13 protein-coding genes are annotated in these 14961 nt (G+C 63.7%); 9 read left to right on the top strand and 4 right to left on the bottom strand.

Features of this window, described 5'->3' with window-relative positions; all coding sequences use genetic code 11:
• Window positions 1-34 precede the first annotated feature (34 nt).
• Complete coding sequence (locus tag AC0L3P_RS09645; protein WP_473301720.1) at window positions 35-1309, bottom strand: serine hydrolase domain-containing protein; 1275 nt, start codon at window positions 1307-1309, stop codon at window positions 35-37.
• 169 nt (window positions 1310-1478) lie between these two features.
• On the opposite strand from AC0L3P_RS09645, the gene AC0L3P_RS09640 reads away from it, so the two are divergent.
• Complete coding sequence (locus AC0L3P_RS09640) at window positions 1479-2396, top strand: intradiol ring-cleavage dioxygenase (protein WP_473301795.1); 918 nt, start codon at window positions 1479-1481, stop codon at window positions 2394-2396.
• Between the two features lie 15 nt (window positions 2397-2411).
• Here the strand turns inward: AC0L3P_RS09640 and AC0L3P_RS09635 are convergent, their stop codons facing one another.
• Entirely contained in the window at window positions 2412-3305 is an 894-nt protein-coding gene (locus AC0L3P_RS09635) for a LysR family transcriptional regulator (protein WP_473301719.1), read from the bottom strand.
• A 102-nt stretch (window positions 3306-3407) separates the two neighbouring features.
• Between AC0L3P_RS09635 and AC0L3P_RS09630 the strand changes: the two genes are divergently transcribed.
• Entirely contained in the window at window positions 3408-4277 is an 870-nt protein-coding gene (locus tag AC0L3P_RS09630) for an SDR family oxidoreductase (protein ID WP_473301718.1), read from the top strand.
• A 41-nt stretch (window positions 4278-4318) separates the two neighbouring features.
• A complete protein-coding gene (locus AC0L3P_RS09625; protein ID WP_275170443.1) occupies window positions 4319-4993 on the top strand; it encodes an NAD(P)-dependent oxidoreductase in 675 nt (224 codons plus the stop codon).
• A gap of 17 nt (window positions 4994-5010) precedes the next feature.
• Here AC0L3P_RS09625 and AC0L3P_RS09620 read toward each other — a convergent pair whose 3' ends face one another.
• Together AC0L3P_RS09620 and AC0L3P_RS09615 are read right to left on the bottom strand one after the other, a co-directional pair.
• Entirely contained in the window at window positions 5011-6747 is a 1737-nt protein-coding gene (locus tag AC0L3P_RS09620) for a bifunctional protein-serine/threonine kinase/phosphatase (RefSeq protein ID WP_473301717.1), read from the bottom strand.
• A gap of 55 nt (window positions 6748-6802) precedes the next feature.
• On the bottom strand, window positions 6803-7642 hold the full coding sequence (locus tag AC0L3P_RS09615) for a formate/nitrite transporter family protein (protein ID WP_275170445.1): 840 nt from the start codon (window positions 7640-7642) through the stop codon (window positions 6803-6805).
• A 672-nt stretch (window positions 7643-8314) separates the two neighbouring features.
• Here AC0L3P_RS09615 and AC0L3P_RS09610 point away from each other — a divergent pair.
• From AC0L3P_RS09610 to AC0L3P_RS09585, 6 genes are all read left to right on the top strand, one after another.
• Entirely contained in the window at window positions 8315-9634 is a 1320-nt protein-coding gene (locus AC0L3P_RS09610; RefSeq protein WP_275170446.1) for a CmpA/NrtA family ABC transporter substrate-binding protein, read from the top strand.
• Window positions 9635-9693: 59 nt separating this feature from the next.
• Complete coding sequence (gene ntrB, locus AC0L3P_RS09605) at window positions 9694-10590, top strand: nitrate ABC transporter permease (protein WP_275170447.1); 897 nt, start codon at window positions 9694-9696, stop codon at window positions 10588-10590.
• Between the two features lie 11 nt (window positions 10591-10601).
• Window positions 10602-11396 carry an ABC transporter ATP-binding protein gene (locus tag AC0L3P_RS09600; protein ID WP_007593952.1) on the top strand — a complete coding sequence of 265 codons (795 nt, stop codon included), beginning with the start codon at window positions 10602-10604 and terminating at the stop codon, window positions 11394-11396.
• Between the two features lie 338 nt (window positions 11397-11734).
• A complete protein-coding gene (locus AC0L3P_RS09595; RefSeq protein ID WP_473301716.1) occupies window positions 11735-13114 on the top strand; it encodes an MFS transporter in 1380 nt (459 codons plus the stop codon).
• A 177-nt stretch (window positions 13115-13291) separates the two neighbouring features.
• Window positions 13292-13720: a globin family protein gene (locus AC0L3P_RS09590; protein ID WP_354056597.1), complete on the top strand. Its 429-nt coding sequence runs from the start codon at window positions 13292-13294 to the stop codon at window positions 13718-13720.
• Between the two features lie 10 nt (window positions 13721-13730).
• A complete protein-coding gene (locus AC0L3P_RS09585; protein WP_473301715.1) occupies window positions 13731-14948 on the top strand; it encodes an NAD(P)/FAD-dependent oxidoreductase in 1218 nt (405 codons plus the stop codon).
• Window positions 14949-14961 lie beyond the last annotated feature (13 nt).

The raw sequence follows: 14961 nt of genomic DNA, 5'->3' as shown, positions 1-14961 counted from the left end.
CGCGGCTCTGACGCCGCGGGATCAGTGCATTTGCCTAGAGATTGCTCTCGGTGATCGCGGCGTAGACCATGCTGCGCAGCTCGCGCCGAAGCGGGTAGGCGCTGGATGGCAGCACCTGCGTCATGAAGATGGTGACCAACTCCTCGGCCGGATCGATCCAGAACGACGTCGTGGCCGCGCCGCCCCAGTTGTATTCACCGGGGCTGCCGGCGACCAGTGTTTCGGCCGGGCGCATGGTCACGGCGAAGCCGAGGCCGAAGCCGATGCCGTTATAGGTCGCTTCGGAGAACAGCGAGCGCGACACCTCGGGGAGAGAGCGGCCGCCCGGAATGTGGTTGGTCGTCATCAGCGCCAGCGTCTTCGGCCCGATCAACCTGACGCCGCCGAGCTCGCCGCCGTTGAGAAGCGCACGGCAGAAGGTGAGATAGTCGGCCATCGTCGAGCACAGCCCGCCGCCTCCCGAGATCAAGGACGGCGGCGACAGGAACGAGCTCGTCGTGGGGTCGTCCTGCAATGTCAGTCCCTCGCGCCGCTGGCCGGCATGGAAGGTCATGCCGCCACCCGGGTCGGCCGAGTAACAGGCGGCGAAGCGGTGGGCCTTGGAAGCCGGAACGTGGAAATCAGTGTCGGACATGCCGAGTGGATCGAGGATGCGTTGCTTCAGGAACTGCTCGAAGGGGATGCCGGAGATCTTGCCAATGAGGTAGCCGAGCACGTCGGTCGAAACCGAGTAGTTCCAGGCCTCGCCCGGCGAGAACTCCAGCGGGATTTTTGCGAGGCTCTCGATCATGGTCTGCAGCGTGCCTGACTTCTCGACCTCGCCGATCTTTTCAGCGCGGTAGGCGGCATCGACGTTCGAGCGTTGCTGGAAGCCGTAAGTCAGCCCGGAGGTGTGGCGCAGGAGGTCGACGATCAGCATCGGCCGCGAGGGCGGACGGGTCAGGAAGGCCGGCGCGGTGCCGGCGACGAACACGCCGAGATCCTTCCATTCCGGAATGTACTTGGCGACCGGCTCATCGATCGCGACGAGGCCTTGCTCGACCAGCATCATGAAGGCGACGCTGGTGAGCGGCTTGGTCATGGAATAGATGCGATAGATCGTGTCGTCCTTGACGGGCAGCTTGCGCTCGACGTCGGCAAAACCCTGCACCGAGCTGTGGGCGATCTTGCCACGGCGATAGACCAGGAGATGCGTGCCCGGGAAGCGACCGGCATCGATGTACCGGCTCTTCAGATGCGCATCGACGCGGTCGAGCGCGGCCTTGGACATGCCGACGGATTCGGGCGAGGCGGGGGTGGGGGCGAGCATCAGTTCCTCCGGGCGTTTTGTCCGACGTTGATAGCCGAAATGGCGGTCTCATTCCAAGCCGGTCGCGCTTAACGCCGGCCGGCTGTTTGGTGTAGGCTTCACCTTGGAACGCCTCCAAGCAGCCCAAAAGATCCCCGACGGGCGAATGAAAAACGCAGGCAAACGCACCATGACCCAGTTCAACGAGACCGAACTCACCGAAGCCGTCGTCCGGAGTTTCGACAATACGCCAAACCCGCGCGCGAAATTCCTGCTCCAGGAATTGGTGAAATCGCTGCACGATTACGTGAGCAAGACCGGCCTCACCTTCGAGGAGTGGGAATACGCCGTCGATTTCCTGACCCGCACCGGCCAGAAATGCACGGACACCCGCCAGGAATTCATCCTCCTGTCCGACGTGCTCGGCGTTTCCATGCTGGTCGACGCGGTCAACCATCGCGAGCGCGAGGGCGCCACCCAGACCACCGTGCTCGGGCCGTTCTATGTCGGCGAGCACAAGGTGACGGCGCACGGCACCGACATCTCACCGAACAATCAAACCGGCGAACGGATGTTCGTGCAGAGCCGTGTCACCGATCTCAAGGGCAAGCCGCTCGCGAATGTCCCCGTCGACGTCTGGCATGCCGACGATGACGGCTTCTACGACTCGCAGAAGCCGAACTATGACGAGGTCGGCGCCTCGGCACGGGCGCGCTTCATCACCGATAGCGATGGCCGCTTCTTCTTCCGCACCATCTTGCCTTGCAGCTATCCGATTCCGACCGACGGGCCGGTTGGCGAGATGATCGTGCAGACCAACCGCCATCCGATGCGCCCGGCGCATGTGCATTTCCTGGTCAATGCCAAGGGCTACGAGCCGCTGATCACCCACGTCTTCATGGACGGCGACAAATATCTGGATTCCGACGTGGTGTTCGGCGTCAAGGACGACCTCGTCGCCAAGGTCGAACCGCGCAGCGACCCGGAGATGCCCGACGGCACCAAGGCGAACGGGCAGTGGCACCTGATGACCTACGAATTCCACCTCAAGCCCGGCGGCGGCATGGCGCCGAAACCGCTCGGAGTGAAGGCGGCGGAGCCGGCCTGACAGATCGCGGACGGGTCAGCGCCCGATAAAGGCCGCCAGTTCGTCAGGTGCCCCCGTTGGAAAGGCTTCCTTCATGAAGTCGAGGAAGGCGGATACGCGCGCGCTTAGGAGCCGGCGTGAAGGATAGAGTGTCCACAACGCGATCTCCGGTCCCTCGATGTCGCCCCAAAGCACCAGCGTGCCGGCAGCGAGGTCGTGACTGACCAGTGACACCGGAAGGCGTGCGGCGCCGACGCCGGCCCGGACGGCGTCGCGGACCATGTTGAGCGATGACAGGCGCAGGACCGGATCAATCGCGATGCGCGATTTTCCGCCTGGCAGCGTCACGTCCCAGCTTGTCAGCTGGTCGCCCGCGCCGCGCATGACAGCCGGCACAGCGAGATTGTCCTTCGGTCTTTTCAGGTCGGGGCTCGCCACGACCACCAGCCGATCGCGCAGAAAGATTCGTCCGACCAGGCTGTCATCCGGATCGGGATTGACCCGGATCACCAGATCATACCCTTCCTCCACCATGTCGACGGAGCGATCTTCCGTCGTGACCTCAAGACGGATCTCCGGATATTTGAGCGCGAACCCCGCCGCGAGGTTTCCCATTGCAGTCTGCGAGAACAGCAAGGGCGCGCTGATCCGCAAGCGCCCCCGCGGCCTGTCCCCACCCGACGCGATCGCTGTTGCCGTCTCGTCGAGTTCGGTGAGCAAGGCCCCCGTCCGCTCATAAAGGGCGCGTCCTTCCTGCGTGAGTTTCAGGGTGCGCGCGCCCCGTTCGAACAGGCGCAGGTCGAGGGCCGCTTCGAGCTCGGCGACCCGCCGGGACAGGGTGGCTTTCGGCCGTCCGGCGGCCCGTGCGGCCCGTCCGAACCCGCCGTGCCGGGCGACGAGATTGAAGTCGGTGAGTGCGAGCAGGTCCATCGTTCCACCGGTGAGACAGTCCGTCCAAATATAGCGGCTATCGGTTCGTTTGTGGATCACTAATTTCCCGGATGTCTTCTGACCCAACCCGGAGTGATCCCTATGACCATCCTCGTTACCGGCGCAACCGGCACCATCGGCCGCCACGTCGTCGAACAGCTCGTCAAGCGCGGTGCCGATGTCCGCGCTCTCGCCCGCGATCCTGCCAAGGCAAACCTCCCGGCAGGCGTCACCGTCGTGCAGGGCGACCTGCTCGACGTCGACTCGATCCGTAGCGCATTCAAGGGTGTCTCGACCCTGTTCCTGCTCAACGCGGTGGTGCCGGATGAATTCACGCAGGCGCTGATCGCGCTCAACGTGGCCCGCGAGGCGGGCGTCGAGCGGGTCGTCTACCTTTCGGTGATCCACAGCGATCGCTACGTCAACGTCCCGCACTTTGCCGGCAAGTTCGGCGTCGAGCGGATGATCGAGCAGATGGGCTTCAACGCCACCATCCTGCGCCCGGCGTACTTCATGAACAACGATGTTACGATCAAGGACGTGGTGACCGGATACGGCATCTATCCGATGCCGATCGGGAGCAGGGGGCTCGCCATGATCGATGCGCGCGACATCGGTGAGATCGCGGCCGTCGAGCTCATCCGTCGTGAGCGCGCTGCAACACCGCTTCCGCTCACGCGCATCAATCTCGTCGGTCCTGATACGCTGACCGGCGCGAAAGCCGCCGCCGTCTGGTCGGAGGTGCTGGGCCGTACGATCGCCTATCCCGGTGACGATACCGCCGGCTTCGAGAAGAACCTCCGGCAGTTCATGCCGAGCTGGATGGCTTTCGACATGCGGCTGATGAGCGAGCGTTTCCTCACCGAGGGAATGATCCCCGAGGCCGGAGACGCCGAGCGGCTGACCGCGCTGCTGGGCCGCCCGCTGCGCTCCTATCGCGACTTCGTCTCCGAGATCGCGGCCTCTGCCTGACGGCACGGCACGTCCCCATCACGACAACGAGGAATGCTATCATGATCTCTTCAACCGCCACTTCTCCGGCGGATCCGGAAGGCGCAACGAAGATATTGGTGCTTGGAGCGACCGGTGCCACCGGTCGCCTGATCGTCAACCAGGCGGTGGCGCGAGGCTACGACGTCACCGTGCTGGTCCGGTCCGCCGGCAAGGCGAGTGACATCACGGGGGCGAAGCTCATCGTCGGAGACGCCCGCGATGAAAGAGCCCTGCGCGAAGCCCTCAAAGGCCGTGATGCCGTGGTCAGTGCGCTGGGTACGCCGGTAAGCCCGTTCCGCGAGGTGACGCTTCTCTCGACCGCGACGCGCGCGCTCGTGAGTGCGATGAAGGCCGAGCAGGTCTCGCGGCTGGTTTGCATCACGGGAATGGGCGCCGGCGACAGTGCCGGGCATGGCGGCTTTGTCGCCGACAATGTGATCTTTCCGCTTCTCCTGAAGAAGGTGTACGCCGACAAGAACCGGCAGGAAGCGATCGTCAGAGACAGCGGGCTGGACTGGGTCCTGGTTCGCCCCTCGATCCTGAACAACAAGCCCGGCCGCGGCTCGGTCCGGGCGCTGACAGATCTTTCGGGCTTCCATGGCGGCAGCATTGCGCGCGGAGACGTTGCGACATTCGTGCTCGATCAGGTGCGCGCCGATACCTGGCTGCATCAGTCTCCGCTCATCACGTGGTGACCCTTGCGTGGCCTTGATCAGCGCGCGTGCAACATCGCAAGCAGGACCACGACGACGCAGGCGAGCGCCGCCGTGGTCAATTTCCAGAACATCAGCGGGCTGCGCTCCAAAAGCGGCGTGATCCGCGTGTCGAGATAGGCCGGATTGGGCGTGCGAAGTTCGAACACGAATTCGGACAGATCCTCGTGCCGCTTGTAGGGATCCGGATGGAGCGCACGTCTGAGCGCGCCGTCGACCCAGGCAGGCACGTTGCTGTCGTCGTCGGCCGGGCGATATTTGAGCCGCCGCACGTCCGCCTTGCGCCGGATCCTGGCGATTTGGGTGCCATAGGGAAGCTTTCCCGTCAGCATCTGGTAGCAGATCACGGCGAGTGAAAACATGTCGGAGCGCGGCGTGCCGCCTTGCCCAAGAAAATATTCCGGCGCCGTGTACTGGACCGTTCCCAGAATTTCGTCGGCCTCGTCCTGCGGGGCGGCCTCCGCGACGCCTGCCACCTTGACCGATCCGAAGTCGATGATCTTCGCGGTGCCGGTCTTGTCGATCAGGATGTTGTCGGGCCTGAGGTCCTGATGCAGCATTTCCATGCGGTGGAAGGCGCGCAGGCCGGCGGCGATTTGCTCGACCAGTCCGCGGACGGTTTCGAGATCGGGGCGCGGATTGTCCGTCATCCACTGCCGCAAGGTCTGACCTTCGACGAATTCGGTCGCGACGTAGACGTAGCTGCGCCGTTTCGACTGCGACAACGGCTTCAGCACATGCGGGCTGTCGATCCGGCGCGCGATCCACTCTTCCATCAGGAAGCGCTTCAGGTAGGCGGCATTGTCGCGCAAATCGATCGACGGCAGCTTCAGCGCGACCGGCTCCTCGGTCACCGCGTCGACGGCAAGATAGATGTGACTGCGGCTGCTGGCGTGGATTTCGCGGACGATCCTGTAGCCGTCGAAGATGGCCCGCGGCTCCGGCAGCGGGGGAAGTGGCAGCTGGGAGGTCTGGTTGAAGATGCCGGCCGGCTCGCGCTGCGGCACCGCATCGATGCGGAGGATCTGGACCGTGATGTTGTCGTCGCTGCCGCGCCGGTAGGCTTCCTCGACGATCGCCTTCGCCGCCCCGTCGAGCTCGGCTGCATGCTCGCTGAGCGCGTTCGTGATGAAACGCGCGTCGACGAATTCATAGGCGCCGTCGGTCGCCAGCAGGAAAGTGTCGCCAGTCTCGATCTCGAAACTCTGGTAGTCGATCTCGAGCTGCGGATTGATGCCGAGCGCACGGCCAAGATAAGTCTGCTCCGAGGACACGATGATGCGGTGATCGTCGGTCAGCTGCTCGAGCGCCTTGCCCGCCACGCGGTAGACGCGACAGTCGCCGACGTGGAAGATGTGCGCGGTGGTCGCCTTGATGACCATGGCGCTCAGCGTGCAGACATAACCCTTGTCGCGGTCGTAGGCATATTGGCTCTTGCGCGTCTGCGCGTGCAGCCAGGAATTGGTCGCATCCAGCACGCGGCGGGCGGACGTCTTCACCGTCCAGGATTCCGACGTGCAGTAATAGTCCATCAGGAAGCTCTTGACCGCCGACTCGCTGGCGATCTGGCTCACCGTGCTGCTGGAGATGCCGTCGGCGAGGACCGCCGCAATGCCCTTCAGGCTGAGCATCGGCTCGTCCGGAACGAGGACGCCGTGAAAATCCTGGTTGATGGGCTTGCGACCCTTGTCGGAATGCTGGCCGACCGAGATCTGAAGTCCGCGGGTCATCGTCATCACCGGCAAAGGGGAGCCTCACCCTGATCGGGTGAGGCTCTCCTGTCGAGACGTATCAGGCCGCGACGCGGGGCGACGTGGCCTTGCCGGCCTGGCGCTTCGGCTTGGTCATGACATGCGTGGCGTAGAGGGTCATGCCGGTGAAGGCGAGGCCGCCGACGAGGTTGCCGAGCACGGTCGGGATCTCGTTCCAGATCAAATAGTCCATGATCGAGAACTTCGCGTGCAGCATCAGGCCGGAGGGGAACAGGAACATGTTCACGACGGAATGCTCGAACACCATGTAGAAGAACACCAGGATCGGCATCCACATCGCGATGACCTTGCCGGGGACCGAGGTCGAGATCATGGCGCCGACGACGCCGGTCGAGACCATCCAGTTGCAGAGCATTCCGCGCAGGAACAGCGTCGCCATGCCGGCGGCGCCATGCGCGGCGTAGCCCAGCGTTCGGCCTTCGCCGATATTGCCGATGGCTGCACCGACCTTGTCAGGATCCTGCGTGAAGCCGAAGGTCGTGACGAAGGCCATCATGAAGGCCACGGTGAAGGCGCCGGCGAAGTTGCCGACGAATACGAGGCCCCAGTTGCGCAGCACGCCGCCGAAGGTGACGCCGGGGCGCTTGTCGATCAGGGCGAGCGGGGAGAGCACGAACACGCCGGTCAGGAGGTCGAATCCCAGCAGATACAGCATGACAAAGCCGACCGGGAACAGCAGCGCGCCGACCAGCGGCTGCCCCGTATTCACGTTGATCGTGACGGCGAACCATGCCGCCAGCGCCAGGATAGCGCCGGCCATGTAGGCCCGGATGATGGTATCCCGGGTGGACATGAAGACTTTGGACTCGCCCGCATCCACCATCTTGGTGACGAATTCCGAAGGCGCGAGATACGACATCGATGGTTCCTTTTGCTTCGTAAGAGAGATCGAGACGCCCTGAGTGCGCCGCTGAAAGTTATTGGCCGCGCGGGCTGTGTGCCGCGCGTGGGGCCGGGAGAGACTTGGAAGCCTTGGGAATCGCGTCACGAGGATGGAGCCGCCGAGGGCCGCGAAGCAGATGAGCTTCCGGACTGCAGCCGCCACAGGCTGCAGTATTGCGGTCAAGCCGCAGTCGTCGTTGACGCGAACGCAAATGCAAGTCGCGTGCCGTCTGGTGGCCTCATAGAAACCGAACAATATCAACCTGATAGAGCTTTGGCCGACCCGGCTTTTGCGCGTGGTGCGGCCTTTTCCTTAAGCGGCTGCACAACTGTTGTGCGCCGCACAATTATTGGGCAAGCCGCAAATTTCGCGAGCGGAATAGGCCTGCGACAGACTGGCGCATCGCTACTAACGCACTGATGTTGGGTTGTTTTCTGCGCTGTGGCGCTTGGCATGAAGCTTGAATAGTTCCAGGTCGACGCCATTGAAGCCGTCCCGCGAGACTTCTCATCCGAATTGCCGACGCCACCAGACGGGGGTCCCCCCGTCGCGCGTTCGCATGCGCTGCTTCAGGCGTCGCCGGACGGACGGGCTGCTCGTGTGCACTGACGCAATCATTCTGCAACGACGCAAAGGACGATACCGCCTATGACCAAGCGCACCCGCCGGCCGTCGGATACTGGCCTCAGCCGCCGTCAATTGTTGAAGGCCGCCGGCTCGACCGCCGCACTCCTGGCCGCCGTAAAACTGAATTTCCCCGCCGGCGCCTTCGCGCAGGACGCAGGCCCCGAGGTCAAGGGCGCCAAGCTCGGCTTCATCGCGCTGAGCGATGCCGGTCCCTTGTTCGTCGCCAAGGACAAGGGCCTGTTCGCCAAATACGGCATGCCTGACACCGACGTGCAGAAGCAGGCCTCCTGGGGCACCACGCGCGACAATCTCGTGCTCGGCTCCGAAGGCAACGGCATCGACGGCGCGCATATCCTGACCCCGATGCCGTATCTGATCTCGGCCGGCAAGGTGACGCAGAACAACCAGCCGACGCCGATGTACATCCTGGCGCGGCTCAATCTCGACAGCCAGTGCATCTCCGTTGCCAGTGAATATGCCGACCTGAAGCTCGGTGTGGACGCGACGCCCTTCAAGGCGGCGCTGGAGAAGAAGAAGGCCTCGGGCAAGGCCGTGAAGGCCGCGATGACCTTCCCCGGCGGCACGCATGACCTCTGGATCCGCTATTGGCTTGCCGCCGGCGGCATCGATCCGGACAAGGACATCGAGACCATCGTGGTGCCGCCGGCGCAGATGGTGGCCAACATGAAGGTCGGCACGATGGACTGCTTCTGCGTCGGCGAGCCCTGGAACCTGCAGCTGATCCACCAGAACATCGGCTACACCGCGATCACGACCGGCGAGCTCTGGAACAAGCACCCGGAAAAATCCTTCGGCATGCGCGCCGCCTTCGTCGATAAATATCCGAAGGCCGCGAAGGCGCTGCTGATGGCGGTGATGGAAGCGCAGCAGTGGTCCGACAAGGCCGAGAACAAGGCCGAGCTTGCCGCCATCATGGGCAAGCGGCAGTGGATGAACTGCCCTGTCGAAGACGTGCTCGACCGCACCGCCGGCAAGTTCGACTACGGCCTTCCCGGCAAGGTGGTCGAGAATTCGCCGCACATCATGAAGTACTGGCGCGACTTCGCCTCTTATCCCTTCCAGAGCCACGACCTCTGGTTCCTCACCGAAGACATTCGCTGGGGCAAGTACGAGGCGAATTTCGACACCAAGGCGCTGATTGCCAAGGTCAACCGCGAAGACATGTGGCGCGACGCGGCCAAGACGCTCGGCATCGCAAGCGCGGAGATCCCGACCTCCACCTCGCGCGGCAAGGAGACGTTCTTCGACGGCAAGGTGTTCGATCCGGAAAATCCGGCTGCCTATCTGAAGTCGCTCGCGATCAAGCGCGTCGAAGTCTGATGGAGCTAGCGGCCGCCTCCGGGCGGCCGCATCGCCTTTTGCAGCGGAGAGATATTGCGATGAACATGCCCGCCACGAAGATCGAGGTTGAGACCGCGAAGCCCGCGAGCGCTGCCGCGCCGGTCGTCGCGATGACACCGAAGCGGCCGCCGCGTTCGGAGACTTACGCGCGGATGGCGCGGGAGACCGCCGTGCGCGTCATCCCGCCGCTGGTCGTGATCGCGCTCTTGCTTCTGGTGTGGGAGCTGGTCTGCCGTCGCGCCGGCTCGGCACTGCCGCCGCCGTCGAAGGTGTTCAAGGATACCAAGGAGCTGATCCTCGATCCGTTCTTCGATCATGGCGGCATCGACAAGGGGCTGTTCTGGCACCTCTCCGCCAGCCTCCAGCGCGTCGCCTTCGGCTATTCGCTCTCGGCGATTGCCGGCATCGCGCTCGGCGTGCTGGTCGGGCAATCGGTCTGGGCGATGCGCGGGCTCGATCCGCTATTCCAGGTGCTGCGCACGATCCCGCCGCTGGCCTGGCTGCCGCTGTCGCTCGCCGCGTTCCGCGACGGCCAGCCGTCGGCGATCTTCGTGATCTTCATTACCTCGATCTGGCCGATCATCATCAACACCGCGGTCGGCGTCCGCAACATCCCGCAGGACTACCGCAACGTCGCCGCGGTGGTGCAGCTCAACCCGCTCGAATTCTTCGCCAAGATCATGATCCCGGCGGCCGCGCCCTACATCTTCACGGGGCTTCGCATCGGCATCGGGCTGTCCTGGCTTGCGATCGTCGCCGCGGAAATGCTGATCGGCGGCGTCGGCATCGGCTTCTTCATCTGGGACGCCTGGAATTCCTCGCATATCAGCGAGATCATCCTGGCACTGTTTTATGTCGGCATCATCGGCTTCGTGCTCGACCGCCTGATCGCGGGCGCTGGCAAGATCGTCACCCGCGGCACCGCGCTGAACTGAAGGGGAAGCACATGACCGCTTATCTGAAGCTCGACCACATCGACAAGATCTTTACGCGCGGCGCGGCCTCCACGGAGGTGCTGAAGGATATCAATCTCACCATCGAGAAGGGCGAATACGTCTCGATCATCGGCCATTCCGGTTGCGGGAAGTCGACCCTGCTCAACATCATCGCAGGCCTGACCAACGCCACCACCGGCGGCGTGCTGCTGGAGAACCGCGAGGTGAACTCGCCGGGACCCGACCGCGCGGTGGTGTTTCAGAACCACAGTCTGCTGCCGTGGCTGACCGTGTACGAGAACGTCCGGCTCGGCGTCGACAAGGTCTTTGCCAAAACCAAGAAGCGCGCCGAACGCGACGCCTGGGTGATGCACAATCTCAACCTCGTGCAGATGGCCCATGCCAAGGACAAGCGGCCCTCGGAGATCTCCGGCGGCATGAAGCAGCGCGTCGGCATTGCCCGCGCGCTTGCCATGGAACCGAAAGTGTTGCTGCTCGACGAGCCTTTCGGCGCGCTCGACGCACTGACCCGCGCGCATTTGCAGGATTCGGTGATGGCGCTGCATCAGAAGCTCGGCAACACTATTTTGATGATCACCCATGACGTCGACGAGGCGGTGCTGTTGTCCGACCGCATCGTCATGATGACGAACGGCCCGAGCGCGCGCATCGGCGAGGTGCTGGAGGTGCCGCTGGCGCGTCCTCGCAAGCGGCTCGAGCTCGCGACCAACACCACTTATCTGAAGTGCCGGCAGCGCGTGCTCGAATTCCTCTACGAGCGTCATCGCTTCGTCGAAGCCGCGTAAACGCGTCACCGACAGGCGCTAACGCACGCCTAATTTTGAATCATCAAGCTCAATCCTTGTGCGGCGCACAGGGATTGAGCGAATCGCAAAATTTGCGTGCGAAATAGTCCTGCGAGAATTCGGAGCACTTCGAAAAAGCTTCTGAATTTCCTGCGTTTCCGGAATGCGCGCGGTTGGCACGGAAATTGAAACACCAATCGCGACGCCAACGACGACGTCCCTCAACATCATCAATCAGCATCGTAACTCGCCACCGGGGGTGAAGCCTCGGAGCGCGCCTCCGTGGCCGGAGGCTGAGCCTGCAACGACGCAGCGGTGAGCCTGGAAGGGATTCTGCAATGACCAAGAGTCGGACTTGGATTTCAGACTGGCGCCCCGAAGATGAGGCGTTCTGGAATGCGACTGGCAAGACTATCGCGCGACGCAACCTGATCTGGTCGATCGTGGCCGAACATATCGGCTTCTCGGTCTGGCTGATCTGGAGCATCGTCACCACCAAGCTGCCGCAGGCGGGCTTCCACTACACCACCGACCAGCTATTCCAGCTCGTCGCGGTGCCCGGGCTGATCGGCGCGTTGATGCGCTTTCCCTATACCTTCGCGGTGACGACCTTCGGCGGTCGCAACTGGACCATCTTCAGTGCGGCGATCCTGTTCATTCCGACGCTCTCGCTCGCCTATTTCGTCGGCCAGCCGGACACGCCGTTCTGGCTGATGCTGCTGATTGCCTCGACCGCCGGTCTCGGCGGTGGCAATTTTGCTTCCAGCATGACCAATATCTCGTTCTTCTTCCCCGACCGGATGAAGGGGTGGGCGCTCGGACTGAATGCGGCCGGCGGCAATATCGGCGTCTCCAGCGTGCAGCTGTTGACACCGATCCTGATGACGCTCGCCGTCATCAACCTGTTCCAGGCATCGCCCGTCGACGGCGTCTTCCTTCAGAATGCCGGCCTGATGTGGGTGCTGCCGATCGCGATCGCGGTCTTCGGCGCGGTGTTCTTCATGAACAACCTGACAACGGCCAAGTCGTCGATCAAGAACCAGCTCGCCGTGGTCAAGCGCAAACACACCTGGATCATGGCGTATCTCTATATCGGCACGTTCGGCTCGTTCATCGGCTACTCGGCTGCATTTCCGCTCTTGATCAAGACCCAGTTCCCGCAAGTCACCATTGCGATCGCGTTCCTGGGACCGCTGGTCGGTTCGCTGTCGCGGCCGCTCGGCGGCTGGCTTGCCGACAGGATCGGCGGCTCGGTCATCACGTTCTGGAATTTCATCGTGATGGCAGGCGCGACGATCGGCGTGCTCTATTTCGTCGGACACAAGGATTTCATCGGCTTCCTGTCGATGTTCCTGGTCCTGTTCGTGACGACGGGAATCGGCAACGGTTCGACCTACCGCATGATCCCCTCGATCTTCCGCGAGCAGAATTTGTTCAGGGTGCGCGGCAAGGGCGATGCGGAGCGCGCGGTCGCCTTGAAGACGGCGAGCATCGAGAGCGGTGCTGCGGTCGGCTTCATCGGCGCGGTCGGCGCTGTCGGCGGCTATCTGATCCCGACCGGGTTCGGCAAGTCGATCGCGCTGACCGGCGGGCCGCAGCTCGCGCTCGCGATCTATCTCGGCTTCTACGCCTCCTGCCTCGCGCTGACCTGGTGGTTCTATCTGCGTCGCAGCCCGCAGGGCGAAGGCGCGTCAAGCCTCGCCGGAGCAAGGGTGTAGAGCATGATCCGGAAAAGTGTGCAGCGGTTTTCCGGCAAGATCATGCTCAAAGGATAGAGACTTGGTACGAATCTCGCTTCTCCCCGTACGCGGGGAGAAGCATTGCCCGACAGTTTGACAATGAACCTGGTTCGCAATGGCGCGCACCAAGGCAAACCCAACAGGCAGGAGAACATCATGACGCCAGAACAGATCACCCTCGTCCAGCAGAGCTTTGCCAAGGTCGCGCCGATTTCCGCGCAGGCGGCGGTGCTGTTCTACGATCGCCTGTTCGAGGTGGCGCCATCCGTGCGCGCGATGTTTCCCGAGGACATGACCGAGCAGCGCAAGAAGCTGATGGGCATGCTCGCCGCCGTCGTCGGCGGTCTGTCGAACCTGGACTCGATTCTTCCGGCGGCCTCGGCGCTTGCAAAGCGTCACGTCGCCTACGGCGCCAAGGCCGAGCACTACCCCGTGGTCGGCGCGACCTTGCTGTGGACCCTAGAGAAGGGGCTCGGCGAGGCCTGGACGCCCGAACTCGCTACCGCCTGGACCGACGCCTATGGCGTGTTGTCCGGCTACATGATTTCCGAGGCCTACGGCGCACAGCCGCAGGCCGCCGAATAGGAGATGCGTTGTGAGTGAACCGCTGGTCATCGTGGGTAACGGTATGGCGGCCGCGCGTCTGGTCGACGAACTCGCCGAGACCTCGCTCGGCCGCTACGCCGTCGCTGTGATCGGCGAAGAGCCGCGGCTCGCTTACAATCGCGTTCTGCTCTCTTCGGTGCTGGCGGGCGAGACCGGCTCGCACGAGATCGAGCTCCGGCCTGCCGACTGGTGGCGCCATCGCGGCGTCACGGTGCGCTACGGCTATCGCGTCACCGAGATCGACACCGGCCGACGCGAGCTCAAGATCGAAGGCGAAGAGAGCATGGAATATTCCAAGCTCGTGCTCGCCGTCGGCTCGACGCCGCTGCGGCTCAACGTACCGGGCGCCGATCTCGTGGGCGTGCACACCTTCCGCGACACCCGAGACGTCGACCTGCTGCTGACGCTCGCGGCCGCCAGGAAGCGCGTCGTCGTGGTCGGCGGTGGTCTGCTTGGTCTCGAAGCGGCGTACGGCCTCGCCAAGGCCGGAGCGCCCGTGACGCTGCTGCACCTGATGGACCGGCTGATGGAGCGCCAGCTCGATGCGCCGGCCGCCGACCTGCTCAAGACATTGGTCGAGCGCAAGGGCATTCGCATCCTGCTCAATGCATCCACAGCCCGCATCCTCGGCGAGGACCATGTCGAAGCGGTCGAGCTTGCCGATGGCAGCCGCATCGAGGCCGATGCGGTGATCTTCGCCGCCGGCATCAGGCCCAACATCGCGCTCGCAAAGGACGCCGGCATCGCAGTCAACCGCGGCATCGTCGTCAACGACGAGATGCAGACGGCGTCACCCGATATCTACGCGCTCGGCGAATGCGCCGAGCATCGCGGCACCTGCTACGGCCTCGTCGAGCCTGCCTACGAACAGGCGCGCGTGCTGGCGCGGCATCTCTCCGGCCGTCCCGCGGCCTATCAGGGCAGCGTGGTCTCGACCAATCTGAAGGTGTCGGGAGTCAGCGTATTCTCCGCCGGCGACTTCATGGGCGGGGAGGGCAGCGAGAGCCTCGTGCTGTCAGACCGCAGGTGCGGCACCTACAAGAAACTCGTCATCGCCGAGGGCCGGCTCACAGGCGCCCTGCTGATTGGCGATACCGTCGATGCGCTCTGGTATCTCGAGCTGATCCGCAACCGCGAAAAGGTGGCGGCCATCCGCGCCGACATGATGTTCGGCCGCGCACTCGCGCGTCCCTCCAAAGCGGCTTGATAGAGGCGGCTTG

It is taken from the genome of Bradyrhizobium sp. WSM4874 (assembly GCF_055811835.1).
Note: the sequence above shows the minus strand (reverse complement) of the source record. Positions and strands in the feature narration are given on the sequence as shown.

Excerpts from the sequence above, each read along its gene's own strand:
- AC0L3P_RS09590 (WP_354056597.1), top strand. The coding sequence starts at position 13,292 with ATGACGCCAGAACAGATCACCCTCGTCCAGCAGAGCTTTGCCAAGGTC.
- AC0L3P_RS09625 (WP_275170443.1), top strand. The coding sequence starts at position 4,319 with ATGATCTCTTCAACCGCCACTTCTCCGGCGGATCCGGAAGGCGCAACG.
- AC0L3P_RS09645 (WP_473301720.1), bottom strand. The coding sequence starts at position 1,309 with ATGCTCGCCCCCACCCCCGCCTCGCCCGAATCCGTCGGCATGTCCAAG.
- AC0L3P_RS09630 (WP_473301718.1), top strand. The coding sequence starts at position 3,408 with ATGACCATCCTCGTTACCGGCGCAACCGGCACCATCGGCCGCCACGTC.
- AC0L3P_RS09600 (WP_007593952.1), top strand. The coding sequence starts at position 10,602 with ATGACCGCTTATCTGAAGCTCGACCACATCGACAAGATCTTTACGCGC.
- ntrB (WP_275170447.1), top strand. The coding sequence starts at position 9,694 with ATGAACATGCCCGCCACGAAGATCGAGGTTGAGACCGCGAAGCCCGCG.
- AC0L3P_RS09615 (WP_275170445.1), bottom strand. The coding sequence starts at position 7,642 with ATGTCGTATCTCGCGCCTTCGGAATTCGTCACCAAGATGGTGGATGCG.
- AC0L3P_RS09610 (WP_275170446.1), top strand. The coding sequence starts at position 8,315 with ATGACCAAGCGCACCCGCCGGCCGTCGGATACTGGCCTCAGCCGCCGT.
- AC0L3P_RS09595 (WP_473301716.1), top strand. The coding sequence starts at position 11,735 with ATGACCAAGAGTCGGACTTGGATTTCAGACTGGCGCCCCGAAGATGAG.
- AC0L3P_RS09620 (WP_473301717.1), bottom strand. The coding sequence starts at position 6,747 with ATGACGATGACCCGCGGACTTCAGATCTCGGTCGGCCAGCATTCCGAC.
- AC0L3P_RS09635 (WP_473301719.1), bottom strand. The coding sequence starts at position 3,305 with ATGGACCTGCTCGCACTCACCGACTTCAATCTCGTCGCCCGGCACGGC.
- AC0L3P_RS09640 (WP_473301795.1), top strand. The coding sequence starts at position 1,479 with ATGACCCAGTTCAACGAGACCGAACTCACCGAAGCCGTCGTCCGGAGT.